The organism is Bacillus sp. 1780r2a1 (assembly GCA_024134725.1).
GTDB lineage: Bacteria > Bacillota > Bacilli > Bacillales > Bacillaceae_H > Priestia > Priestia aryabhattai_A.
Genome location: CP099863.1, coordinates 3,765,846 through 3,789,211, shown reverse-complemented (window position 1 = coordinate 3,789,211; position 23,366 = coordinate 3,765,846). Strand labels below are relative to the sequence as shown.

26 protein-coding genes, 1 pseudogene and 1 riboswitch are annotated in these 23,366 nt (G+C 37.4%); of the genes and pseudogenes, 12 read left to right on the top strand and 15 right to left on the bottom strand.

Annotation, left to right across the window (positions count from 1 at the left end):
- Positions 1-25: 25 nt before the first annotated feature.
- Together NIZ91_19090 and NIZ91_19085 are read right to left on the bottom strand one after the other, a co-directional pair.
- Positions 26-1,063: a cytochrome d ubiquinol oxidase subunit II gene (locus NIZ91_19090; GenBank protein ID USY54806.1), complete on the bottom strand. Its 1,038-nt coding sequence runs from the start codon at positions 1,061-1,063 to the stop codon at positions 26-28.
- A gap of 17 nt (positions 1,064-1,080) precedes the next feature.
- Complete coding sequence (locus tag NIZ91_19085) at positions 1,081-2,409, bottom strand: cytochrome ubiquinol oxidase subunit I (GenBank protein ID USY54805.1); 1,329 nt, start codon at positions 2,407-2,409, stop codon at positions 1,081-1,083.
- Positions 2,410-2,563: 154 nt separating this feature from the next.
- On the opposite strand from NIZ91_19085, the gene NIZ91_19080 reads away from it, so the two are divergent.
- Positions 2,564-2,815 carry a type B 50S ribosomal protein L31 gene (locus tag NIZ91_19080; GenBank protein ID USY54804.1) on the top strand — a complete coding sequence of 84 codons (252 nt, stop codon included), beginning with the start codon at positions 2,564-2,566 and terminating at the stop codon, positions 2,813-2,815.
- Between the two features lie 32 nt (positions 2,816-2,847).
- Here NIZ91_19080 and NIZ91_19075 read toward each other — a convergent pair whose 3' ends face one another.
- Both NIZ91_19075 and NIZ91_19070 read right to left on the bottom strand, forming a co-directional pair.
- Positions 2,848-3,894, bottom strand: coding sequence for a zinc ABC transporter substrate-binding protein (locus NIZ91_19075; GenBank protein USY54803.1), 1,047 nt, complete (start codon positions 3,892-3,894; stop codon positions 2,848-2,850).
- A gap of 85 nt (positions 3,895-3,979) precedes the next feature.
- Positions 3,980-5,167 (bottom strand): GTP-binding protein, encoded by a 1,188-nt coding sequence (locus NIZ91_19070; protein USY54802.1) that lies wholly within the window; start codon positions 5,165-5,167, stop codon positions 3,980-3,982.
- A 127-nt stretch (positions 5,168-5,294) separates the two neighbouring features.
- Here NIZ91_19070 and NIZ91_19065 point away from each other — a divergent pair, with 127 nt between their 5' ends.
- Positions 5,295-5,879, top strand: a complete 585-nt coding sequence (locus NIZ91_19065; GenBank protein ID USY54801.1) for a carbonic anhydrase — start codon at positions 5,295-5,297, stop codon at positions 5,877-5,879.
- Here NIZ91_19065 and yidD read toward each other — a convergent pair.
- Complete coding sequence (gene yidD / locus NIZ91_19060; protein USY57235.1) at positions 5,876-6,097, bottom strand: membrane protein insertion efficiency factor YidD; 222 nt, start codon at positions 6,095-6,097, stop codon at positions 5,876-5,878. The two genes, NIZ91_19065 and yidD, sit on opposite strands and share 4 nt — an antisense overlap.
- Before the next feature lie 167 nt (positions 6,098-6,264).
- Here yidD and NIZ91_19055 point away from each other — a divergent pair, with 167 nt between their 5' ends.
- Complete coding sequence (locus NIZ91_19055; protein ID USY54800.1) at positions 6,265-6,738, top strand: S-ribosylhomocysteine lyase; 474 nt, start codon at positions 6,265-6,267, stop codon at positions 6,736-6,738.
- 74 nt (positions 6,739-6,812) lie between these two features.
- Here NIZ91_19055 and NIZ91_19050 read toward each other — a convergent pair whose 3' ends face one another.
- A complete protein-coding gene (locus tag NIZ91_19050) occupies positions 6,813-7,952 on the bottom strand; it encodes a lysine N(6)-hydroxylase/L-ornithine N(5)-oxygenase family protein (GenBank protein USY57234.1) in 1,140 nt (379 codons plus the stop codon).
- Between the two features lie 181 nt (positions 7,953-8,133).
- Here NIZ91_19050 and NIZ91_19045 point away from each other — a divergent pair, with 181 nt between their 5' ends.
- From NIZ91_19045 to ytkD, 4 genes are all read left to right on the top strand, one after another.
- The gene (locus tag NIZ91_19045; protein USY54799.1) at positions 8,134-8,574 is read left to right on the top strand and encodes a DNA starvation/stationary phase protection protein; all 441 of its coding nucleotides are present in this window, start codon (positions 8,134-8,136) and stop codon (positions 8,572-8,574) included.
- A 137-nt stretch (positions 8,575-8,711) separates the two neighbouring features.
- Positions 8,712-9,104 carry a phage holin family protein gene (locus NIZ91_19040; GenBank protein ID USY54798.1) on the top strand — a complete coding sequence of 131 codons (393 nt, stop codon included), beginning with the start codon at positions 8,712-8,714 and terminating at the stop codon, positions 9,102-9,104.
- Positions 9,105-9,173: 69 nt separating this feature from the next.
- Entirely contained in the window at positions 9,174-9,482 is a 309-nt protein-coding gene (locus NIZ91_19035) for a hydrolase (GenBank protein USY54797.1), read from the top strand.
- A gap of 162 nt (positions 9,483-9,644) precedes the next feature.
- Positions 9,645-10,118, top strand: a complete 474-nt coding sequence (gene ytkD, locus NIZ91_19030; protein USY54796.1) for a nucleoside triphosphatase YtkD — start codon at positions 9,645-9,647, stop codon at positions 10,116-10,118.
- A 45-nt stretch (positions 10,119-10,163) separates the two neighbouring features.
- On the opposite strand, the gene NIZ91_19025 is transcribed toward ytkD, so the two are convergent.
- From NIZ91_19025 to NIZ91_19015, 3 genes are read right to left on the bottom strand one after another with little or no spacing between them, the layout of a single operon-like run.
- The gene (locus NIZ91_19025; GenBank protein USY54795.1) at positions 10,164-10,967 is read right to left on the bottom strand and encodes an ABC transporter permease; all 804 of its coding nucleotides are present in this window, start codon (positions 10,965-10,967) and stop codon (positions 10,164-10,166) included.
- Positions 10,945-11,724, bottom strand: coding sequence for an ABC transporter ATP-binding protein (locus NIZ91_19020; protein USY54794.1), 780 nt, complete (start codon positions 11,722-11,724; stop codon positions 10,945-10,947). The genes NIZ91_19025 and NIZ91_19020 overlap by 23 nt, the downstream gene beginning before the upstream one ends.
- Positions 11,725-11,726: 2 nt before the next feature.
- Positions 11,727-12,725: an ABC transporter substrate-binding protein gene (locus NIZ91_19015; protein USY54793.1), complete on the bottom strand. Its 999-nt coding sequence runs from the start codon at positions 12,723-12,725 to the stop codon at positions 11,727-11,729.
- A 174-nt stretch (positions 12,726-12,899) separates the two neighbouring features.
- Here NIZ91_19015 and NIZ91_19010 point away from each other — a divergent pair, with 174 nt between their 5' ends.
- Both NIZ91_19010 and NIZ91_19005 read left to right on the top strand, forming a co-directional pair.
- On the top strand, positions 12,900-13,682 hold the full coding sequence (locus NIZ91_19010; protein ID USY54792.1) for a prolyl oligopeptidase family serine peptidase: 783 nt from the start codon (positions 12,900-12,902) through the stop codon (positions 13,680-13,682).
- Positions 13,683-13,743: 61 nt separating this feature from the next.
- Complete coding sequence (locus tag NIZ91_19005; GenBank protein ID USY54791.1) at positions 13,744-13,986, top strand: DUF2584 domain-containing protein; 243 nt, start codon at positions 13,744-13,746, stop codon at positions 13,984-13,986.
- Positions 13,987-14,015: 29 nt separating this feature from the next.
- On the opposite strand, the gene pckA is transcribed toward NIZ91_19005, so the two are convergent.
- Positions 14,016-15,608: a phosphoenolpyruvate carboxykinase (ATP) gene (gene pckA / locus NIZ91_19000; protein ID USY54790.1), complete on the bottom strand. Its 1,593-nt coding sequence runs from the start codon at positions 15,606-15,608 to the stop codon at positions 14,016-14,018.
- Positions 15,609-15,882: 274 nt separating this feature from the next.
- A riboswitch (SAM riboswitch) is annotated at positions 15,883-16,000 on the top strand.
- A gap of 134 nt (positions 16,001-16,134) precedes the next feature.
- Between pckA and metK the strand changes: the two genes are divergently transcribed.
- The gene (gene metK, locus NIZ91_18995; protein ID USY54789.1) at positions 16,135-17,337 is read left to right on the top strand and encodes a methionine adenosyltransferase; all 1,203 of its coding nucleotides are present in this window, start codon (positions 16,135-16,137) and stop codon (positions 17,335-17,337) included.
- A 36-nt stretch (positions 17,338-17,373) separates the two neighbouring features.
- Here metK and NIZ91_18990 read toward each other — a convergent pair.
- From NIZ91_18990 to NIZ91_18980, 3 genes and pseudogenes are all read right to left on the bottom strand, one after another.
- A pseudogene (locus tag NIZ91_18990) lies at positions 17,374-18,521 on the bottom strand (glycosyltransferase family 1 protein).
- A gap of 20 nt (positions 18,522-18,541) precedes the next feature.
- On the bottom strand, positions 18,542-19,072 hold the full coding sequence (locus tag NIZ91_18985; GenBank protein USY54788.1) for a phosphatase PAP2 family protein: 531 nt from the start codon (positions 19,070-19,072) through the stop codon (positions 18,542-18,544).
- A 237-nt stretch (positions 19,073-19,309) separates the two neighbouring features.
- On the bottom strand, positions 19,310-19,831 hold the full coding sequence (locus NIZ91_18980; protein USY54787.1) for a gamma carbonic anhydrase family protein: 522 nt from the start codon (positions 19,829-19,831) through the stop codon (positions 19,310-19,312).
- A 104-nt stretch (positions 19,832-19,935) separates the two neighbouring features.
- On the opposite strand from NIZ91_18980, the gene NIZ91_18975 reads away from it, so the two are divergent.
- A complete protein-coding gene (locus NIZ91_18975) occupies positions 19,936-20,712 on the top strand; it encodes a lysophospholipase (protein ID USY54786.1) in 777 nt (258 codons plus the stop codon).
- Positions 20,713-20,743: 31 nt separating this feature from the next.
- Positions 20,744-21,802 carry a tetraprenyl-beta-curcumene synthase family protein gene (locus NIZ91_18970; protein USY54785.1) on the top strand — a complete coding sequence of 353 codons (1,059 nt, stop codon included), beginning with the start codon at positions 20,744-20,746 and terminating at the stop codon, positions 21,800-21,802.
- Between the two features lie 22 nt (positions 21,803-21,824).
- Here NIZ91_18970 and NIZ91_18965 read toward each other — a convergent pair whose 3' ends face one another.
- Together NIZ91_18965 and NIZ91_18960 are read right to left on the bottom strand one after the other, a co-directional pair.
- Positions 21,825-22,397 (bottom strand): methyltransferase domain-containing protein, encoded by a 573-nt coding sequence (locus tag NIZ91_18965; protein USY54784.1) that lies wholly within the window; start codon positions 22,395-22,397, stop codon positions 21,825-21,827.
- Positions 22,394-23,356: a TIGR01212 family radical SAM protein gene (locus NIZ91_18960; GenBank protein USY54783.1), complete on the bottom strand. Its 963-nt coding sequence runs from the start codon at positions 23,354-23,356 to the stop codon at positions 22,394-22,396. The genes NIZ91_18965 and NIZ91_18960 overlap by 4 nt, the downstream gene beginning before the upstream one ends.
- Between the last annotated feature and the right edge of the window lie 10 nt (positions 23,357-23,366).

The window sequence follows — 23,366 nt, the reverse complement described above, 5'->3', positions numbered from 1 at the left end:
AGGTGAACCGTTCTTTACTTCTTTTTTAATATGGCTTCTTTCCAACATACTTTCGATTGTCTTTCATAAACAAGCGCCAGAAATAATAGAATCCGGGGAATAAAATAGCAAATCCTACGATATATGTTATAAATAACGAGCGAAAAGCATCAGGATGAGTAAATCCAGTTTCAATTGTTACATTTGGATAAATAACATATGGTAAATGACCTCTTCCATATACATAGCTTGCTAAAAAATATTGAAGAACGATTGCAACAACCGCTAATCTTGGCATTCCTTTTCCCTTTGAGGATGGAAGTAAAAGCGCGCCTCCAGCGACTAAAAATAAAAACAATGAAACAAATAAAATAGGCCTGTATTCCATCATATTATTATAAAGCCAGGTAGCTTCCATACGCAGTGTCACCATAATGAGAATAGCCATAACAAGTGAAATGGGACCTGTGATAAGTGCATCTCTTCTATATACTTCATATGCTTCCATTTCATCTGACGACTTGGAGTAATCAGCTAAAAGTAAAGATGATAGAAATAACGAAGAGCTGACAGCAAACCCGATAAAAGCATATACGTTTGGACTAGTAAATACTTTGATTAAGTTTAGTTTTTCAACTCCATCAATGGTATCGATGTAACCGCCTTGGCTAATTGGTAAAACAGCAATTAAAAATGCTGGAATCAATACGCCTGATATGCCAGAAATATAAACAAGAGCCTTTTGATGACGAGCGCCCTTGGTATAATGTGAAAATACAAGGAAACCACTTCTAAGTGCCAAAAGCAATAGAATAATACTTCCCGGAATTAATAGAACCGTTCCAAGCGTAAACGTAGCGCCAGGAAAGAAGCTAAATAAACCAACTACAATTGCAACGATGAATACATTAGTTACTTCCCAAGTTGGAGAGAGGTAGCGGTTAGCGATATTTGTAGCATTTGTTTTTTCACGATTAATATAAATCATTGACCAGAATCCCGCTCCAAAGTCCATTGTTCCCATAACAGCATAAATAAAAATAAATCCCCAAATGACTGTGATGGCAAGTAGTGAATCACCCATATCAATTCCACATCCTTTTAGTTCATATCTGCAAGCTCTTTTTCCAAGGGATTACGCTTGAAGTAATAAATAAGAACAAGTGAAACAGCAACAACGAGTATAGCGTATACAATTAAAAATAGAGCAAATAAAAATTCTAAATTAGCAGAGGTAGTAACGGATTCAGAAGTCTTCATAATTCGATAAATCACCCAAGGCTGTCGACCTGTACATGCAAAAATCCACCCGAATTCTACTGATAGAATAGCCAAAGGACCAGAAATAACGAATGCCCACATTAACCACTTTGGAAAACCACGTTTTTTCATAAACTTATACCAAGCAATTCCTAGAATAGATAGTAAAATAAGCAGCGAGCCGATTCCTACCATACCGTTAAAAAGAGTATGGATGAAAAGAGGAGGCCAATATTCTTCTGGAAAATCATTGAGGCCTGCAACAACCGTATCAAAGCGATCATCTGCTAAAAAGCTTAGTGCCCATGGAATCTCAATGCCCCATTTGACCGTTTGAGTTTCGCGATCTGTAAATCCACCGATAGTAAGCGGTGCGTAGTCAGTTGTTTCAAATAAACCTTCTGCTCCTGCGAGCTTTTCTGGCTGATATTCATAAAGAAGCTGCGCAGATTCATGCCCGTTTAGCGCTGTTAAAAATGAAAATATACCTCCAACAATTAGTCCCATCATTAAAGCTTTTTGATGGAAGCGATAAAGCCGAGGCTCTTTTCGAGAGCGAAGCATTTTAAATGCAGCGATGGATGCAATGACAAATGCCCCAGTTGCATAAGCAGAAACAGCAACATGTCCAGCTGTTGTAATAAAGCTTGGGTTAAAGAAAGCTCCCCATGGGTCAACATCTGTAATTTCACCATTTACAATACGAAATCCAGCCGGAGTTCCTTCAAAAGCGTGGACGTTTGTAATTAACACAGCTGACGCCACAGCTCCAATGGCTACAAGGATAAGGCTTACAATTCGCATTGTTCGCGAAATTCGATCAGCTGCATACACATAGATAGACAAAAATAGTGCTTCAATAAAAAATGCATAGATTTCAATTTGAAAAGGTAATGACATAACTTTCCCTACAACCTCCATAAAACCAGGCCACAATAAAGCTAACTGTACTCCAGCGATGGTTCCAGTTGGGATAGCAACGCCTAATAAAATCGCGGCACCTTTTGTCCAACGCTTTGCCATTAGCTCATAATCTTTGTCTTTCGTGCGCTGATAGAGAAGTTCTGCTAATAAAATCATTAAGGGAATTCCTACGCCTAGCGTGGCAAAAATAATATGAACTCCCATGGTCATACCAAACATCGAACGAGCAGTTACTAAATGTTCCATTGAAATACAACCTTTCCAATCAAGTATTGATAAGCCTTATTGTCCACTTTTTACCACGATTTATTCATTAATAAATTTTCGAAACAGAATACTTGAAAATAAGAATCATTACGATATAATAGATATATATCTCATTAAAGGAGAGGATTATAATATGAAACCAAATATTCATCCAGAATACAGAAAAGTAGTGTTTATGGATACCAATAGCGGATTTAAGTTTCTATCAGGTTCTACGATGAATACGTCAGAGACTGTTGAATGGGAAGATGGTCAAACATACCCATTGATTAAAGTAGAGGTAAGTTCTGATACGCACCCTTTTTATACGGGCAGACAGAAATTTGCTGATAAAGGTGGACGTGCAGAGCGCTTCATGCAAAAATATAATATGAAACAAAAATAACTAGCCAGTTGGCTAGTTATTTTTGTTTGTAGTTAGTTTAGAGCTTTTTTTAGCGTTTCAATGTTTTTATCCATAATTGAGAAGTAATCTTCTTTGTTCGCTACATCATCTTTTGTAGCAGACTCCAGGTTGTGAAGGGTAAGAGCTTCTGCACCTACTTCTTTTTGAACAAGCTTAGATACTTTAGGCTCTAAGTTTTGATCGAAAATAAAGTACTTAATGTTATGCTCATTTGCTTCTTTAATAATAGACTGTAGCTGCTTTTGTGATGGCTCATTTGTTGGAGACAAGCCTGCAACGCTAATTTGAGTCAATCCGTAACGCTTTTCCCAGTATCCATATGCAGCGTGGGAAACTAAAATTTCTTTATGCTTTCCTTCAGAAATAGTTGTTTCTAGCTTTTGGTCAAGTTCTTCTAGCTGAGCCTTTAAGTCTTCATAATTTTTTTCAAACTCTTCTTTTGAGTCTGGTTTTAGTTCTACTAATTCATTCTTAATGTTTTCAGCTAATTGAATTGATAGTACTGGGTCCAACCAGATATGTGGATCCGTATCTCCATGATCATGGGCGTGCTCATCTTCATGGGCATGCTCGTCTTCATGGGCGTGCTCATCTTCATGGGCGTGCTCGTCTTCATGGGCATGCTCGTCTTCATGGGCGTGCTCGTCTTCATGAGCATGTTCGTCTTCATGAGCATGCGTGCTTTCAGCTAGTTCAATACCTTTAGCTGCTTCCACCATAGTAACATCTTCATTTTTTAATGTATCCTGTGCTTTATCAGCAAAGCCTTCTAATCCAATGCCGGAGTAAATGAAAGCATCACCTTTCGCAATTTCCACCATATCTTTTGTTGTTGGTTCGTAAGAGTGAGCATCTACTCCAGGAGGGAGCACACTTTCAACATTCACTTCCTCTCCACCAATTTTCTTAGTGAAATCTTGCAGTGGAAAAATAGTAGTATAAACCGTTAATTTATCGTCTTTACCGCTTGTTTGTTCATTTGAATTATCAGCACCGCATCCAGCTAAAAATGTTGCTGTCCCTAACGCTAATGCCATAAATGTAGCTTTAACTTTCATATATATAATTCTCCTTTCGATTACTAGTTACGAACAATGACCTATGTCATTATATCGTAATAGTTACGATTTGAAAACTATAAATTTATGACTGAACTGTGAACTTAGGTAGAGGGTCGCGGAAAGTCGACCAATCTTGCTGCATTTCTAAATCAGTAAGTAAGCAGTGGTCAAGCGTTGAGATGATTTCTTCTTCATTCATTTCTAATCCAATAAAGACTAACTCATTTGTGCGGTCACCAAATGTATCATCCCACTTTTCGAGAAGTTCGGGCTCTTCCTTTAATGTCTGTTGTTTTTCAGCTTCTGAATATGCTGCTACCCATTCGCCTGCACCTTGAATCATAATCGATGTTCCTGCTTGCGAGAGCAGTCCTGCCATATCATTTCGTGAAGCTAACCAGAAAAAGCCTTTTGCTCGGACAATATCAACTGGCCAATTCTCAAGCCATGTCATTAACCGTTCTGGATGAAACGGACGGTTTCGTCTGTAAACAAAAGAAGAAATACCAAACTCTTCTGTTTCTGGAGTGTGGTGATCTGTATTTAACTCCTTAATCCAACCAGCCGCTTGGCTTGCTTTTTCAAAGTCAAATAGGCCAGTATTTAGAATTTCTTTCAGGTCGATCACACTTTTAATTGTTTGAATAATTTTAGCTTCAGGGTTCAGCTTTTTTAATACTAACTCCAGCTCTTTTGCATCTTCTTCAGTCAGTAAGTCGACTTTGTTCAGAAGAATGACATTTGCAAACTCAATTTGGTCAATGAGTAAGTCAACAACTTCACGCGTATCATGTTCATCATTGCCTTCTTTGCGATCCAATAAGCTTTCACCTGATGAAAAATCTTCCCAAAATCGATTGCCATCTACGACTGTAACCATTGTATCCAAAGAACATTTTTTTGTTAAATCAATCCCAAGCTCTTCATCGATATAAGTAAACGTTTGGGCCACGGGGATTGGCTCACTAATTCCAGAAGATTCAATCACGATATAATCAATATTCCCTTTATCAACAAGACGTTCAACTTCTTTCATTAAATCGTCTCGTAGCGTACAGCAAATGCATCCATTTTGCATTTCAACTAATGTTTCTTCAGTACGAGAAAAGCCACCTTGCTTTACTAAGTCGGCATCAATATTTACCTCGCTCATATCATTAACGATGACTGCTACTTTAAGTCCGTCTCTATTTTTTAAAATATAATTCAATAAAGTTGTTTTACCTGAACCTAGGTAACCACTTAATACTGTAACAGGTACTTGTTTCATATTGTTCTTCCTTCCTTCCTTTAAATAAGAATAATTACGATTTATGCTGTTACATCATATAAAAATTTTTAGTATAATACAAGAGAAACGATTAAAAAATTTTTAAATAGGAAAGGAAGTAGAAAACATGAATCTATTAAACGAGATCCTAGATTACAATGAGAAGTTTGTGGCAAATAACGAATATCGCAAATATGAGACAAGCAAGTTACCGGATAAAAAGATGGTTATTTTGTCTTGTATGGACACAAGATTAGTGGAATTACTTCCTCAATCAATGAACTTACGTAACGGCGATGTGAAGATTGTAAAAAATGCAGGAGCACTTGTATCTCATCCTTTTGGAAGCGTAATGAGAAGTATTTTAGTAGCTGTATATGCACTTCAAGCAGATGAAGTATATGTAATTGGCCACCATGATTGTGGGGCAGGGAAATTAGAGCCGATTTCATTTTTAGAAGCTGTAAAAGAGCAAGGGATTTCAGAAGAAGTAATTGATACAATTGAAAAGTCAGGAATTGATTTAAAAAGCTGGTTAAAAGGGTTCGATTCGGTTGAAGAAACAGTCCAACATACGACGTCTACAATTCGTAATCATCCTTTATTTGCAAAGCATATTCCTGTACATGGTCTTGTTATTGATCCAGGCACAGGAAAGCTAGACGTTATCGTAGATGGATACGAGTATGTGAAAGAAAAGCAAAATAGCTAATTTTTGTTGACAGGTTCTTTTTCAGGAACAGGATCCATACCTCCTGGATGAAAAGGATGACACTTGGAAATTCGCTTTATCGTTAGCCATCCGCCTTTAAAGGCCCCAAATCGCTTAATCGCTTCAACTCCATAATGAGAGCATGTTGGATAGAAGCGACATGTGGGAGGGGTGAGTGGCGAAATCACTTTTTGGTATACCTTTATAATACTCAGCATGATTTTAGCGAGCACTGATATCACACCTTTCTAAACAGATTCTTTTTTATAAATATATCGAAAGAAAAGCACAGGATGCAAATACCAGGTATATAGTATATTAAATTGATGAAAAAAATCGGAATTAAGTGTATGATAGGTAGTAAGAATAAAAAAGGAGTGATAGCATGCCATCAGTAGAAAGTTTTGAATTAGATCATAACGCTGTAAAAGCCCCTTATGTAAGACATTGTGGTGTACACAAGGTAGGTAGTGACGGCGTTGTTAATAAATTTGATATTCGTTTCTGCCAGCCGAATAAACAAGCAATGAAGCCTGATGTTATTCATACATTAGAGCATTTATTGGCTTTCAACATTCGCACTCACGTAGAGAAATATGACCATTTTGATATTATTGATATTTCTCCGATGGGTTGTCAGACAGGATATTATCTTGTTGTAAGCGGAGAACCGAAAGTAGAAGAAATTATTGATCTTTTAGAAGATACATTAAAAGATGCAATTACAATCACAGAAATTCCAGCTGCCAACGAAAAGCAGTGCGGCCAAGCAAAGCTCCATGATTTAGAAGGAGCAAAACGCTTAATGCAATTCTGGTTAAGTCAAGATAAAGAAGAGTTAGCCAAGGTATTCGGTTAACAAAAAAACTCTAGCTACTTGAGCTAGAGTTTTTTTGTTTAACCATAATGTCAATCCTTAGTGTTAGACCATTTTTATAAACTATTCACAATAAGCTGCGCAGCTTGTCTAGCACCAGAAATATTCCTAGCAATCGGCCCCACTTCTAGCTCAGCTAATGCTCCTGTTACATATAAATTAGGTCCCCATTGCAGGGAGTGAGAAACAATAGGGTAGCCACATTCACTGCAATTTAATTTATGCTCATCAATTAACGGTGTAAGCCACTGCTTTTCAGGTAATGTTTGAACAAAGCCAGTTGCTAAGATGACACGTTTCACTTCGATCGTTAGACCATCTTTAAGGTGAAGCGTATTTTTATCGTAATAATCCACTTCTCCATCTACTATTGATAGATGGCCTTTTTCCGTTAAACGTTTAACTTTTAAAAATAATTCTTGTGGAATCGAGCCTTTGTGACGAGCTTCTTTTATCAATTCACGCCTCTTTCGGTAGCTAGATAAACGTCGAAATGGATGCTGCTTTTTTGGACCTAGCCATGCAGGATCACTATCAAAATCGTGAATGCGAAACGGATGTCTTTTAATAAGGGTAACGTTCCCAGGATAAAGAGAAGATAGCTTAACAGCAGTATGTACGGCCGTTATACCTCCACCAATTACAGCAACGGGACTTTTTACTTCTTCTAAGCTGTGTAAAGCTGGATCGAAAATATGTTGAGCGTTGGGATTTTCTTGTGCCCAATGAGGAATTGCTAGTTGATTTCCAATTCCTACCGATAAAACGAGATTATAACTTGTAAATGCTTGTCCAATTTCGGTTTGGATGGTCCAGAGGTTTCCTGTACGCTCAGCGTGAATAACCTTTCCTTGGTGCCAACACTTATTTAACCTTGTATCTTCTATAACGTGGCGGCAGTGCTCGTTAAACAAATCTAAGGAAGGACGTTTATACCGCCCGTAAAAATTCTTAGTCTCACCTTTGATTTTGTTGAATTCTTGTAGACTAAAAGGCAAGCTATCAATATGATGTACAGAAGGAGAACGTAAATAAGGCATATCAATTAAACCGGTGCAGTGTTTCCAATTTGCTAAGGGCTCCTCATGTGGATCTATAATAGCTAAACGTTCAACTGTGGTCTTTTTTTCTTTTAAAAGAAAGTTGGCAAGGGTAGACCCTTGAATGCCCCCTCCAATAATTATCCAATCGTAAATCAAATGTATCCACCTCTTTAAATCGTAATCATTTCGTTTTGTGAAAATGATAATAAAAAAATGGTTCATCGTCAATAGCGGAAGAGTACGAAAAACTTCTAAAAAAATGTTTTAATCAAGGAAAAAGGGGTACTACTATACTAGAGATAATTGAAGTAGAAATCATTAAGGAGTGGGTCTTATGTCTAAAGAATTAACAACAATCGTAAATAAGCAAGTAGCAAACTTTAGCGTGATGTATATCAAGTTACATAATTATCATTGGTATGTAAAAGGCGAACAGTTCTTTACATTGCACGAAAAGTTTGAAGAACTTTATACAGAGACAGCAACAGTAATTGATGACTTAGCAGAGCGTTTATTAGCTTTAGGTGGTAGCCCGGTTGCTACAATGAAAGAAATTTTAGAAATGAGCGCAATTGAAGAAGCTCACGGAAACGAAACAGCAAAAGATATGGTATCAGAATTAGTAAAAGACTTCACTACGCTCACAACAGAGTTAAAGCAAGGTATGGACGTAGCCGGCGAAGTCGATGATGAGACAACAGGAGATATGCTTCTTGCTATTCATCAAAGTCTAGAAAAGCATATGTGGATGCTAAACTCTTTCTTAGGAAAGTAAAAACTTGCGAGCTTCTCGCAAGTTTTTTTATTTCGTAAAAGTGTACAAACGATAGTATATATGAAGAACATTTCTCACTATTTTTCATATGATAGTATGTACTACTATGTAAATAGTTGAGAGGATGAAAAGTGAATATGTACAAACTATCCTTGTTATCTGTGTCTAGTTTAGGTTCATTTATCTTTTTCTTAGTCGGAGAATGGAATTATTTATTGATGGCTCTTGTAGCATTGGTAGCCGTTGATTATGTGACTGGAACAGTTGCAGCATTTATTGATAAAAGTTTATCTAGTAAGGTAGGCTTTCGTGGCATTGCCAAAAAGGTCTTTATTTTTGCTCTTGTGATGATGGCTAACTTCATGGACCAAGTATTTTGGCCGGAAAATCATTTTATCAGAGATGTAACGATATTATTCTATATTTTAAATGAAATGATTTCTATTACAGAGAATGCTGGACGAGTAGGTCTTCCTGTGCCTACCGTTATTAAGCAGGCGATTGAAAAATTAAAAAATCAAATTAAATGATTAGTATAAAAGGAAACCATTATACAAATAAGAAAGGTAAGTCAGTATAAAGGAGCTGAATATCTTTCAATGAAAAAAACGTATTATGTATCCCTCGGTTCAGGTGAGATTTCTCAAGTAAGTACAGCATCGGAATGGAACTTTAAAATAAGTGCGACAGATTTGGAAGTAGAACAACTGCGAGAACGCTTAGATCAACGTTATTCAGATGATTGGCAAGGTTTTTTTCGAGCACATATTCCTTATCTAGAGTATCATCATGATCGTCAAAATGATGCTTATGATGATATGAATACTCAGTTATATCAAATGTTGTATGAACTCGGAGATGAAGAGGCAAAGGCTCATATTCGTACGATGGGAATTCTACCTTCCTGAAAATAATAAAATTGTAAAACTAGTGCTTCAATTTGTGATTATTAAGGGCTTTTACTGAGAATATTGATAGAAAATCGGTTACTTCTATTCGAAAAGCTAAGAGATAGTACTTAAATGTGTGATAAAATAAGGGAAAAAGATCAAATGGAGTTTGAGTAGACGATGTACACATTTAAGGACGCATACCATAATCAAGTTTTTTTATCATTTGAACGCAGTCCGTTTTCCAAAACTCCTCGTCACGTTTGGGTTGTTTGTCGATACAAAGGGCAATGGTTGCTTACTAATCATTCTAAGCGGGGATTGGAGTTTCCGGGCGGTAAGTTGGAGTTGGAGGAAACTCCAGAGGAAGCGGCAGTTCGAGAAGTATTTGAAGAAACAGGTGGAGAGGTAGAGAACCTCTCGTATATTGGTCAGTATAAAGTAGTTAGTAAAGGAAAAACAATTATAAAAAATATTTATTTTGCAAATGTCTCAAATCTAGTTCCAAAAGATGATTATATGGAAACAAAAGGCCCGGTCATTATTCAAGAAATTCCAGAACAAGGAATTCAAAAAAATACGAAATACAGTTTTATTATGAAAGATAATGTTTTACAGTACGTGATGAAGCATGTAAAGCGTACATTTTTATAAGAAACAAAGAGCCCTGTTATGCATGACAACAGGGCTTTATTAGTATCAATGGCGTGTTAGTCGTTTCTCTAAATAGGAAATCCCTTGGTACATTCCAGTTGCAAATACAGCAATAAGCAACAAGCTTAAAATAACGAGAGTAAAATTGAACACTTGGAAACCATAAATGATCATATATCCAAGCCCTTTAGATGACACAAGAAACTCTCCAACAATTACACCTACCCATGATAAACCAACATTCACTTTAAAAGTTGAAATAATTGCTGGCATTGTAGAAGGTAATATTGCTTGTTTAAAACAATCATGCTTAGTAGCACCAAAGCTTTGTAGTAATTTCACATAGTTTGGGTCCACTTCCTTAAAAGCTGTGTAGACAACAATAGCAGTGATGATAACGGAAATGATTGCGCCCATTGTTAAAATGGAAAAGAAACCAGGTCCAATGGCTACAATCAAAATCGGTCCTAGAGCTACCTTTGGCATAGCATTTAAGATAACTAAATAGGGATCCAAAATCTTTGCTAAACGATTGGAGTACCATAGCAAAGTTGCTAAAATGATACCACACAGCGTTCCGATAATAAATCCAAGCACAGTTTCAAACAAGGTAAAACCAATGTGTTCTAATAATGAACCGTCTCCTATTTTCTCAATAAATAAATTCCATACTCGGAGTGGAGAACTGAAAATAAGAGGATCAATCCATTTGAATGAAGAAGCTAGTTGCCATATTCCGAAAAAAGATAAGAAAATAAATAATTGAACTAAACGAATGATTCGCTTTTCGCTATTTACTGCGGCTTTGTATTGTTGGTGTAAAACATCAGGATTGTGAGGCTGATTCAAGTTGATCTAACTCCTTCCAAATCTCCATGAACAAGTCGTTATACACAGAGTGTTGTCTAGCTTCAAAAGGAGACAGTGTCTGAAGAATTGGTGGTACAGTAAAAATTCGAGCAATTCTTCCTGGGTTGGCTGAAAATAAAACGATTCGATTACTCATCGCAATGGCTTCTCCAATATCATGCGTAACAAGTACCGCCGTTTTTTCATAGGTCATGAGCGTTTTTGATACAAGCTCTTCTAACTTTAACTTTGTTTGAAAATCAAGAGCTGAAAATGGTTCATCTAAAAGTAGAATGCTCGGATTCGTAGCGAGTGTTCTCACAAGTGCTACACGTTGACGCATTCCTCCAGATAATTGATGTGGAAAAAAATCAGAAACGCCTTTTAATCCCATTTCTTCTAGAAGCATTAATGCTCGCTGCTCATGCTCTTTTGTGAGATTACGCTGAATTGTGAGTCCAAGAAGTATATTGTCTTTTATCGTCTTCCAAGGAAACAGGTAATCTTGTTGAAGCATATAACCAACTTCTGCAGTAGGCTCTTGAACAAGTTTGTTTTTAATGTTCACTTCACCTGAAGTTGGTTTAATTAACCCAGCCAAGATAGAAAGAAGTGTCGTTTTTCCACATCCGCTAGGCCCTAGAAAAGAAACAAATTCTCCTTCTTTAATTGACAGGTTGATGTTTTCTAAAGCTGTGGTGGCTGATTTGATTGTGACATATACGTGGTGGACGTTTGTAATTTGCAGGCCTGACATGGTTACTGCTCCATGACATCAGTTGCAATTTTGGTGTTGACTAATGTTTTATGCTCAATACGTTTAGGGAGTTCACCAGCTTCATCCATAATACGCTGAAGGTTTTCCCATTCTTCTTTATCTAACACTGGATTGGTAGCAAATGAATTTTGGGCTTTATATCTCTCAACAACGATTTCAATTGTATCGGTTGATGTGTCTTCAAAATAAGGAGCAATTGCTTCAGCAACTTCTTTTGCACTATGCGTATTAACCCACTGCTGTGCATTATAGATGGCTCTTGTGAATTTTTCAGCTGTTTCTGGATTGTCTTGCAAAAAGCTGTTTTTTGACATGAACGTGGTATAAGGAACTTTTCCTGATTCTTCACCAAAAGAAGCTACGATATAGCCTTTTCCTTCTTTTTCGAAAATGCTAGCCGTTGGCTCAAATAACTGGACATAGTCGCCAGTTCCGGATGCAAAGGCACTTGAAACGTTAGCGAAATCAATGTTTTGAATAAGTGTTAAATCGTTTTTAGGATCAATATTATGTTCCTTTAAGACGTACTCTCCAACCATTTGTGGCATGCCGCCCTTACGCTGTCCTAGGAATGTTTTTCCTTTTAACTGGTCCCATGAAAAGTTATCAACTTTTTCACGTGCTACTAGAAACGTCCCATCCGTTTGCGTGAGTTGCGCAAAGTTAATAATGGGATCATCAGAACCTTGTGCAGCTACATAGATTGAGGTTTCTGAGCCAACTAATGCAACATCTATGCCATCTGATAAAAGAGAAGTCATTGTTTTGTCTCCGCCCCACGTAGTTTTTAATTCTACATTTAATCCTTCTTTTTCAAAAAAACCTTTTGATATAGCTACATATTGGGGAGCATAAAAGATGGATCTTGTTACCTCTCCTACGCGTACAGTTTCAATTGAACCTTGTTTACCACAGCCAATTAAAGTGAAAGTTAAAATAAAAACAGTAATGATGGACAGCAGCCATTTTAGTTTTCGCATGGTATTTCCTCCTAACGTTAAAATAAGGTTGTAAATCAATTATGATGAAACATATTTATAGGCTAATACATGGAATAGGACTGATAGCGTGACTTTTTCTACAATAATGTATGATAATGGATAAAATAGTGTGAATGCCTGGTTAAAAACGATTGAATGATAAGGAGGATTTTTATGAAGGACGGAACTATTATTAGTCAATATCCTTTCCCATCTCCCAATCCACGCATTTCTTTGTCAATCGTGACGTATATGTGTCAAGGTTTAAAGATTAAGGGGATGTTAGCGGAGCCAAAAGAAGAAGGTACCTATGATGGTTTTTTATATTTAAGAGGAGGTATAAAGAATATAGGCACTGTGAGGCCAGGGAGGCTAATCCAATTCGCATCTCAAGGGTTCATTGTTATGGCTCCATTTTATCGAGGGAATCAGGGAGGAGAAGGTAACGAAGATTTTGGTGGAGATGATCGGTATGATGCTTTTGCTGCCTATGACTTGCTTGTCAGTCACCCTCGAGTTCATCAAAATCGAATTCATGTATTTGGTTTTTCACGAGGAGGCGTAATGGCTTTATTTACTGCCATTGAAAAAAGTGCAGCATGTTCACTTGTTTTATGGGGAGGCGTAACGGATATGGTTCTTACCTATGAAGAGCGAACAGATTTAAGACGTATGATGAAAAGGGTTATTGGTGGAACACCTTCAAAATATCCAGACAGGTATGAATGGCGTTCACCGCTAGCTCACGCACATAATCTGAATGTACCGGTATTGTTAATACATGGAAAAGAAGATGCAAACGTTTCAATTGAGCATGCATATCAATTAGAGAAAATGTTGAAGGAACATAGAAAGCCTGTAGAAAGCTGGTACTTTGATGAATTTCCTCATGCATTTCCTCCTAAGCAAAATCGAGAGACAGTCAAGAATTTAACTGAATGGATGAAAACAAAATAAAAGATATGCCAGCATAGAAAAACCATTGTACAATAGAGGAAAAGAAAGGGAGGTAAGAAGAATGGGAATGCCACTAGAATTAAATACGATGATTGTTACAAAAGGAAATGAGAAGCGAGTAGTAGATAATGTATTTCAAATTGAAAAGAAAGGCTACCGCTTATATCCTCTTGAGGTTCCGCTTAGTATTCATAAAACAAAGAATGGTGAACGCGTCGGTACGGGCGTTATTAAAAAGCTTGAGTTAGAGCAAAATAAAACCGTTGTTACATATGAGCTAATAAAGTTACACTCTACAAATTAAAAAAAGCCGGAATTAATTCCGGCTTTTCGTTATTTTGAAATGATAGGACCACCCATTTGTGAAATTTCTGGAGCTACGTTTGCAAAGCGCTCAAAGTTTTTTGTAAACTTTTGTGCTAGCTGGCGAGCTTTTTCCTCATATAAGTTTGCATTCTTCCATGCCTTTACTGGTTGAAGTACTTCATCAGGAACACCAGGAACATGTGCAGGAATTTCAAGTCCGAAGATTGGGTCTTGAACCGTATCTACGCTAATAAGTTCGCCTTCTAGCGCTGCTTGAACCATCGCACGTGTATAAACAAGCTTCATTCGCTCTCCAACTCCGTATTCTCCGCCGGTCCATCCCGTATTCACCAAATAAACATTTACATTATGCTCATCAATTTTCTTACCTAACATTTCAGCATAAGCTGTAGGTGGAAGAGGCAAGAATGGCTCACCAAAACAAGTAGAGAACGTCGCTTGTGGCGCAGTAATTCCACGTTCTGTTCCGGCAAGTTTACTTGTATAGCCACTTAAGAAATGATACATTGCTTGTTCTTTTGTTAGTTTACTAATTGGAGGTAAAACCCCAAATGCATCTGCCGTTAAGAAAACAATTGCCGTAGGGTGTCCTGCAACACTTGGTAAGATTGTGTTATCAATTGCTTGAATTGGGTAAGCAGCACGAGTGTTTTCTGTTAAACTATTATCATTGTAATCTGCAACTCTAGTATTTGAGTTAATCACTACATTTTCTAAAACTGTCCCAAATCGAATGGCATTAAAAATCTGAGGCTCTTTTTCTTTTGATAGCTGTATACATTTAGCATAGCAACCACCTTCAATGTTAAATACGCCTGTACTAGACCAACCATGCTCATCGTCACCAATTAGCCTTCTTGTAGCATCAGCTGATAGCGTTGTTTTGCCGGTGCCAGATAGTCCGAAGAATAGCGCAACATCGCCTTCCTTACCAACGTTAGCCGAGCAGTGCATAGGAAGTATATCTTTTTGAGGAAGTAAAAAATTCATCACAGAGAAAATAGATTTTTTCATTTCACCTGCATATTCTGTTCCACCAATTAAAACAACTCTTCGCTCAAATGAAATAATAATAAATGTTTCAGAATTTGTCCCATCAATGTCTGGAACAGCTTTAAAAGTAGGAGCAGATACAATTGAGAATGATTCAGCATCATTTTTTAGCTTTGTGTCTTCTGGACGAATAAATAATTGATGAGCAAATAAATTATGCCATGCGTATTCATTTACCACTTGGATTGGAAGCTGATATTTATCATCGGCGCCGGCATATCCATTAAATACAAATAGTTCATTTTGTTCCTTTAAATGTTCTAATACTTTTTTATAAAGTGCGTCAAATCGTTCAGATGAAAAAGGTTGATTAACATCTCCCCATTCAACAGTATGAGAGGTTAAGGAATCGCTTACAATGAATTTATCGTGTGGGGAACGCCCCGTATATTTTCCTGTTTCAACTTGAATAGCACCCGTAGAAGTCAATACGCCTTCTTGTCGCTCTAAAATCTTTTCGACTAATTGAGAAACAGATAGTTGGTGATTCACTTTTTCAGATTCCAGGAGATTGGCTAATTCAATAGACATATTAACAGTACTCATGTGCACTACCTTCCTTTTTTTAAAATGATGTTTAAATGTACAATTAGTATAACACATTACTTTAAATAGTCTATACTATTCGGGTAAAAATGTTCAAATGTTGCGAAAAGTTTTTTGTTTTAGAGAACACAAATCGTTTTTATGAAATGGTCTTATTAATTGAAGATTTATGTGAATAATAGGAAAGGTAAATGCAACCTTTGCATGATTTTCACAGGAATGTTATTGACATAATAGAGCATTTTCCTGTATGATATGTCCTTGAACGGATACTCTCTTATCCCGAGCTGGTGGAGGGACAGGCCCTATGAAACCCAGCAACCATCACCCATTTCAATAGAGGTGATAAGGTGCTAACCTGATGCAAGGGAATAAACCTTGATCGATAAGAGTGAAAGGCTTATGCAGAACTTGATACCTTTCCTCGATACAAGGAAAGGTTTTTTATATTGAAAAAATGTAAATGGAACACAATAAGGGAATGAGTACCGTATCACAATGTATCGTATTTAAAGGAGGAAAACTGATGTCAACACAACGTCGTCTGTTTACGTCAGAATCTGTTACAGAGGGACATCCAGATAAAATTTGTGACCAAATTTCTGACTCAATTCTTGATGCTATTTTAGCTGAGGATCCAAATGCTCGTGTTGCTTGTGAAACAAGCGTAACAACTGGTTTAGTATTAGTAAGTGGTGAAATCACAACATCTACTTATGTAGATATTCAAAAAACAGTACGCGACACAATTAAAGAAATTGGTTATACGCGTGCAAAATATGGTTTTGATGCGGATACTTGTGGAGTAATCACAGCAATCGGTGAGCAATCTCCAGATATCGCTGCTGGTGTAGACCAAGCGTTAGAAGCTCGTGAAGGTTCAATGTCTGATGAAGAAATTGAAGCAATTGGAGCTGGTGACCAAGGTTTAATGTTTGGTTACGCTTGTAATGAAACAAAAGAATTAATGCCGTTACCAATTTCTTTAGCTCATAAGTTAGCACGTCGCTTAACAGAAGTGCGTAAAGAAGAAATCTTACCTTACCTTCGTCCGGATGGTAAAACGCAAGTAACGGTTGAATATGATGAGAATAATCAACCAGTTCGTGTTGATACAATTGTTATCTCTACTCAACATCATCCAGAAGTAACGTTAGAGCAAATTCAACGTAACTTAAAAGAATATGTAATTAATCCGGTTGTTCCACAAGAATTAATTGATGAGAACACGAAGTACTTCATTAACCCAACAGGACGTTTTGTAATTGGTGGTCCTCAAGGTGATGCAGGCTTAACGGGTCGTAAAATTATCGTTGATACTTACGGTGGATACGCTCGTCACGGCGGTGGCGCATTCTCTGGTAAAGATGCAACAAAAGTTGACCGCTCAGCAGCATATGCAGCACGTTACGTTGCGAAAAACATTGTAGCTGCAGGATTAGCTGATCGTTGTGAGGTTCAACTTGCATATGCAATTGGTGTAGCACAACCAGTTTCAATCTCTATTGATACATTTGGAACAGGTAAAGTAACGGAAGAAGTACTAGTTGAAGTAGTACGAAACAACTTTGATCTTCGTCCAGCTGGTATCATTAAAATGCTTGATTTAAGACGCCCAATTTATAAGCAAACAGCAGCATATGGTCACTTTGGCCGTACTGATGTTGAGCTTCCTTGGGAGTTCACTGATAAAGCAGAAACTTTAAAAGCAGAAGCTTTAGCGAAATAATGAAAAGTCGCTGCCTCAAAAGAGGCAGCGACTTTTTTATTGCACAAATTCTAACCCATGGGTGGATTTAGTCGCGACTGCTTCGTAGCGAAGCAGTAATTGGTCAAATACAGAATCCCACGATTGCGTAAGAGCATAACGACGAGCAGCATCTCCGAACCTTAAGCGAAGCTGGGGAGATTCTAATAAAGTGCAGATGGATTCAATAAACTCTTCAAGTGAATTAGGGGTACAGAGGTAGCCATTTTTCTTATTGCTAACAATATGTTTTACCCTCCTGCATTAGCAGCAATAACAGGCGTCCCACAGGATAATGCTTCTAATACAACATTACCAAAGGTTTCCGTTTCAGAAGGGAATATGAATAAATCAGAAGCTGCGTATAGTTTAGCTAAATGCTTATGTTCTAAGAAGTCAATGAACGTAATGGAATCACATGCTTCTTGCTCTAGTGCTTCTTTGCTAGGTCCATCTCCAACGATAAGCCATTGTACTTGGTGACGTAGATGATTAGGAAGTAAACGTGATAGCTTTAATAAAAATGCTACGTTTTTTTCAGGAGATAAACGTCCAACGTATGTTAGAATATAAGGTCTTTTTATATTATATTTTATGCGGATATCAAATTTATCATAGTAGGGATGAAATAAATGATGATCGACTCCTCGAGACCAGATAGATACATCTTTAAAGCCTTGATTTAAGAGCTGCTTTTTTGTTTCAAGAGAAGGAACAAAGATTTCTTCAAACGGTTCATAAAACCATTTCATGTATCTCCACAGAAGAGGAGATAGGTGTCCCAACTTGTAGCTTGGAAGATAGTGCTCAAAATCAGTGTGATGAGAACCGACTAAAGGAATGCTAAGTTTTTTAGCTACGTGAATACCACTCAGACCCATTGAAAAAGGAGTAGCAACATGCATAATAGTAGGATTGAACTCTCTTATCTTCTTTTTTATTTTTACAATATTAGGTAAAGCAAACCGACATTGTGGATAAAGAAAAAATGGTATACTTAATGAATGATTAATGGGTAATGGACTAAATGTGCGAGATGATGATTCAGGTGCAAAAATCTCATAGTCAATTCGTTGACGAGATAAGTAATAAGTAAAGCGCTCTAATGTCTTTGCGACTCCGTTAATTTCAGGAGAAAACGTATCTGATATCAATGCAATCCTCATCCTACCACCTCCACTTTGATTTAGTAGAATAACTGTAGACCAATAATTCCAGAAAATACACCTAACAGCATGCCCACAAATACGTCAGTAGGATAGTGAAGCCCTAAATAAATCCGCGACACGCCTACTAAAAAAGCAAGTGGAAATAAAAAGAAAATCGAAATAGGTACAGCAATCATAATGGGTGCTAGAAATGAAAAAATGGCTGTTGTATGCCCGGATGGAAATGAGTGATCTTGTAAGGGATTATCCAATACTTTTGTTTCTTTTAATTGAAGGTAAGGGCGTTTTCTTGGATAAATTTTCTTTGTAATCGCTACAGGAATGTGGCTGATTGCTAGAGATAAAGCGCATGCGTAAGCAAGTGATAAAGATGCGCGATCAATGAATAACATCAGGAGTAGTGCCAGGCTAATCATTGAAGTTGCCCCACCGATATGGGTAATCGTGCGAAAAAAAGTGTTAAGGGGCTTGAAATCGAAATATTTATTTACGACTTGAAACAAGTGACACTCCCAATCATAAACTTGACGAATTAGTTTTGTTCGCATATAGCAACCTCCTTTAAGCCCATTATGTTCATAGATAAAGTCATTGGTGACGATGAAACGTTAAAAAAGTATATGTTTTCGTTTTTTAACGAATGTGTAGTCGCTATATTATATTGTAAGGAATGTTTGTAGAGCCAGTGCTAATCTTATGTAAAGAATGTGTGGATTTATTTAGTGCATACTAAGTAAGGTCGCTGTACAAAAAACAAGCAGTGGAGTTGACCACTGCTTGTTTCATTACTTGTTAATCGGATTAAGTGATTTATAATGTTGTCCTTTTTCAACATACTGCGTGCGAATTCTGTTCATATCTTTTATATCTTCATCCGTTAATTCACGGACAACTTTAGCAGGGCGGCCTAGTGCAAGTGTATGAGGAGGGATTTTTTTTCCGGGTGGTACCAAGCTACCAGCTCCGATAAATGCACCTTCTCCAACTTCTGCTCCATCCAAGATAATCGACCCCATTCCAATCAGTGCGTTTTTGCGGATGAGTGCGCTATGTAAAATAACTTGATGACCGACTGTTACGTCATCTTCAATGATGAGCGGCAAATTAGGGCTTTGGTGAAGGGTAGATTGTTCTTGGATATTAACACGCTTTCCAATAATAGTTGGTGACACATCACCACGAATAACAGTATTAAACCAAATGCTACTTTCATCGCCAATCGTTACATCCCCTGTAATTGTTACGTAATCAGCGATATAGCAAGTGGGTGAAATAGATGGCGTTTTTCCTTTATAAGGATAAATCATGCGTTCATCTCCTTTATTAGTTGAAAAAAGAGTAATAATCTTCTAATGTAAGTGTACATAGTTTTTTTTTACAGGTAAATAGCAAATGAAAGGGAGTAACTCTAATGCGTAAGTGGGAAACAGAAAATCCAAAAGGTGTGGTAGTCATTGTTCACGGCGCAGCTGAGCATCAAGGACGGTACCGCTGGCTAGTCGAAATGTGGCGTTCAGTCGGTATGAACGTTGTGATGGGTGACCTTCCTGGACAAGGTCTAACAACAAGAAGAAGAGGACACATCTTATCATTTGACGAGTACGTACATGAAATTGAGAATTGGGTAAAAGAAGCACAAGCTTATGATTTACCTATTTTTCTATTAGGACATAGCATGGGTGGGCTTGCTGTTATTCGAACACTTCAGTTGAAGAACTTACCAATATGGGGAGCAATCTTATCATCACCATGTCTAGGTCTAAAAGAACAAGTTCCAGCTTATTTAGACGTCTTGTCTAAAGGATTAAATAAAGTAATGCCAACGAAATTATTTGACTTAGGCTTGACTGTAGAAAAAGCAACAAGAAATCCAGAAGTAAGAGACGAAGATCAGAATGATTCATTGTATGTGACAAAAGTTTCGGTTCGGTGGTATCGCGAACTTGTAGAAGCGATTAATATGGCGTTTCGTGATATTGAAAAAATGCCTGATGTTCCACTTCTTGTTATGCAAGCTGGAGAAGATAAAATTATTGAAAAATTAATTGTAAAGCAGTGGTTTGACGAAGTAGATTTAAGCGAAAAAATCTATAAAGAATGGCCTCAGCTTTATCATGAAATCTTTAATGAACCTGAACGAGATTATGTTTTCACATATGCAAATAGCTTTGTTAACCTTCATATTTAATAAAGCTTGAAACAACGGAGGTGGGGAACCTGTGAAGATACCGTCTCATCCCTTGTCTTTAATGGGGAAAATTTATCGAGGCATCATGCCAACTGTACATGAAGAATTGAAGCAGTGGCGTTTAAAAGCAGAGAAAATACCAAATATAGAGCTTAGAACGCAGGCTTTAGATAGCATTAATACCAAAACCTTTCACTGTGAAGGAGGAGGTATACTAGCAATTTTGGCAAAAGACCAAATGGAGGCCTGCATTCGATTTATCGTTGCGTATCAGACCATTAGCGACTATTTAGACAATTTGTGTGATCGCAGCAATTCGCTCGATCCAAAAGATTTTGCTGCGCTCCATGAGTCCATGCCAGATGCTTTAACACCTGGTGCACCATTAAAAGACTATTACCGTTATCGAGATGATAAAGATGACGGCGGATATCTTAATGCGCTCGTTCTTACATGTCAACAGACGTTGGCTAAAGCAGTGAACTATGCTATCGTAGCACCTTATTTAATTGAGCTAGCTACGTACTACTGTGACTTACAGATACATAAACATGTACGAATAGAAGAACGTGTACCTAGGCTCGAGAAATGGTTTTCAGAGCATAAGGAAGCATTACCACAGATGTCATGGTATGAATTTTCTGCATGTTCAGGGTCGACACTTGGAATCTTTTGTTTAGCTGCTTATAGTTTTACAAAAGGTTTTACATTGCAACATGCAGAGCAAGTACGTAATGGATACTTTCCTTATATTCAAGGGTTGCATATCTTGTTAGACTATTTAATTGATCAAGAGGAAGATGTGGTAGGAGGAGATTTAAACTTTTGCTTTTATTATCCTCATCATCAAGATATGATGAATCGATTTCTACACTTTGTTACAAAGTCCGGTGAGCATGCTAAAAACTTACCAGATGCTCATTTTCATCGCTTTATTTATCAAGGTTTACTAGGTGTTTATTTATCAGATCAAAAAGTTCGAAGCCAAAAGAAAGTAGCTCGAAGTGCTAAAAGGCTTATAAAAGCAGGCGGGTCTTTGAGTTATTTTTTCTATGTTAACGGTCGATTATATCGAATGTTAAAAAGATAAGCTTTTGCCAGATGGCAAAAGCTTATCTTTTTTCAATTGCCACAATAAATGGCGGGTTATTTTGCTGGTTGATGAATTGATAGCGTAAAACGTGAACGAGCTGTTGGTCAAGATTTGACACATAATGGAGTACATCATCACGCTCTAGCTGTCCTTGTTCATGCCCATGATAAATAACAAGTACAATCAGTCCCTCAGGTGCCAATAGCTCAATAAGCTGTTCAATGGCTTGGATAGTAGACGTCGAGAGAGTAACAATTTCTTTATTTCCACCAGGTAGGTAACCGAGGTTGAAGATTGCTCCTGTTAGCTTACCATGTAGATAAGGTGGAATATGCTTTTTTAAATGACTATGGCTATCTTTTATAAGTGTAACTTGTTGTTCAATACCTTGTTTAACCAATCGTTCAAATGTATTGTGAATTGCTTCATCTTGGATATCAAATCCGTATACATGTCCATTTGCGCCCACTAATTTCGCTAGGAATGACGTATCATGACCGTTTCCAACAGTCGCATCAATGACTGTATCACCTTCGTTAACAGCGCTTGTTAATAGTGTACGGGCAAAGGGAAGAATGCGTTCAATTTTCATAATGTTGAAACACCCTTTGAAAAGAATTTTCCTTGATAGCTACTTCGACGTTTGAGCTCTTGGTCAATTGTGTTCAATACATTCCATTTATCCACGCTCCACATCGGTCCAATCATTAAATCAATTGGGCCATCTCCTGTAATGCGATGAACAATCATTTCTGGTGGTAGCATCTCAAGCTGATCGCAAACAAGGCTGATATAATCATCAAATGATAAAAATTCGAGCAGACCTTTTTCGTACTGCTTCACCATTGGTGTGCCTTTTAATAAATGCAAAAGGTGGATTTTAATACCTTGGACATCCATTTGTGCTACTTCCTTTACAGTTTCCATCATCATATCTTGAGTTTCAAGAGGAAGGCCGTTAATAATATGAGTGCAAACGCGAATCCCATGCTTTCGCAGTTTGTTCACACCCTCTAAGTAACACGCATGGTCATGTGCGCGATTAATTAATGCAGAAGTACTTTCATGGATTGTTTGAAGCCCCAGTTCTACCCATAAATACGTACGTTCGTTAAGTTCTGCTAAATACTCAACTACGTCATCTGGTAAGCAATCTGGGCGGGTAGCAATCGATAATCCGACAACTCCTGGTAATGCTAAAACTTCTTCATATTTTTGACGTAGTTCTTCTACTGGTGCATGTGTGTTTGTAAATGCTTGAAAGTAAGCGATGTACTTTCCGTCTTTCCACTTGTGATGCATCTTTTCTTTTATCTTGTTAAATTGTGTAGTTAAGCTTTCAGCTCGGTTTCCAGCAAAATCTCCAGATCCCGCAGCGCTACAGAAAGTGCAGCCGCCGTGTGCGACACTTCCGTCTCGATTTGGACAGTCAAATCCTCCGTCTAACGCCACTTTAAATACTTTATGACCAAAATGCTGCCTTAAATGGTAATTCCATGTGTGATAACGTTTATCTTCCGCTTTATATGGAAATGGGTTCACTTGACTCAAGTTAATACCC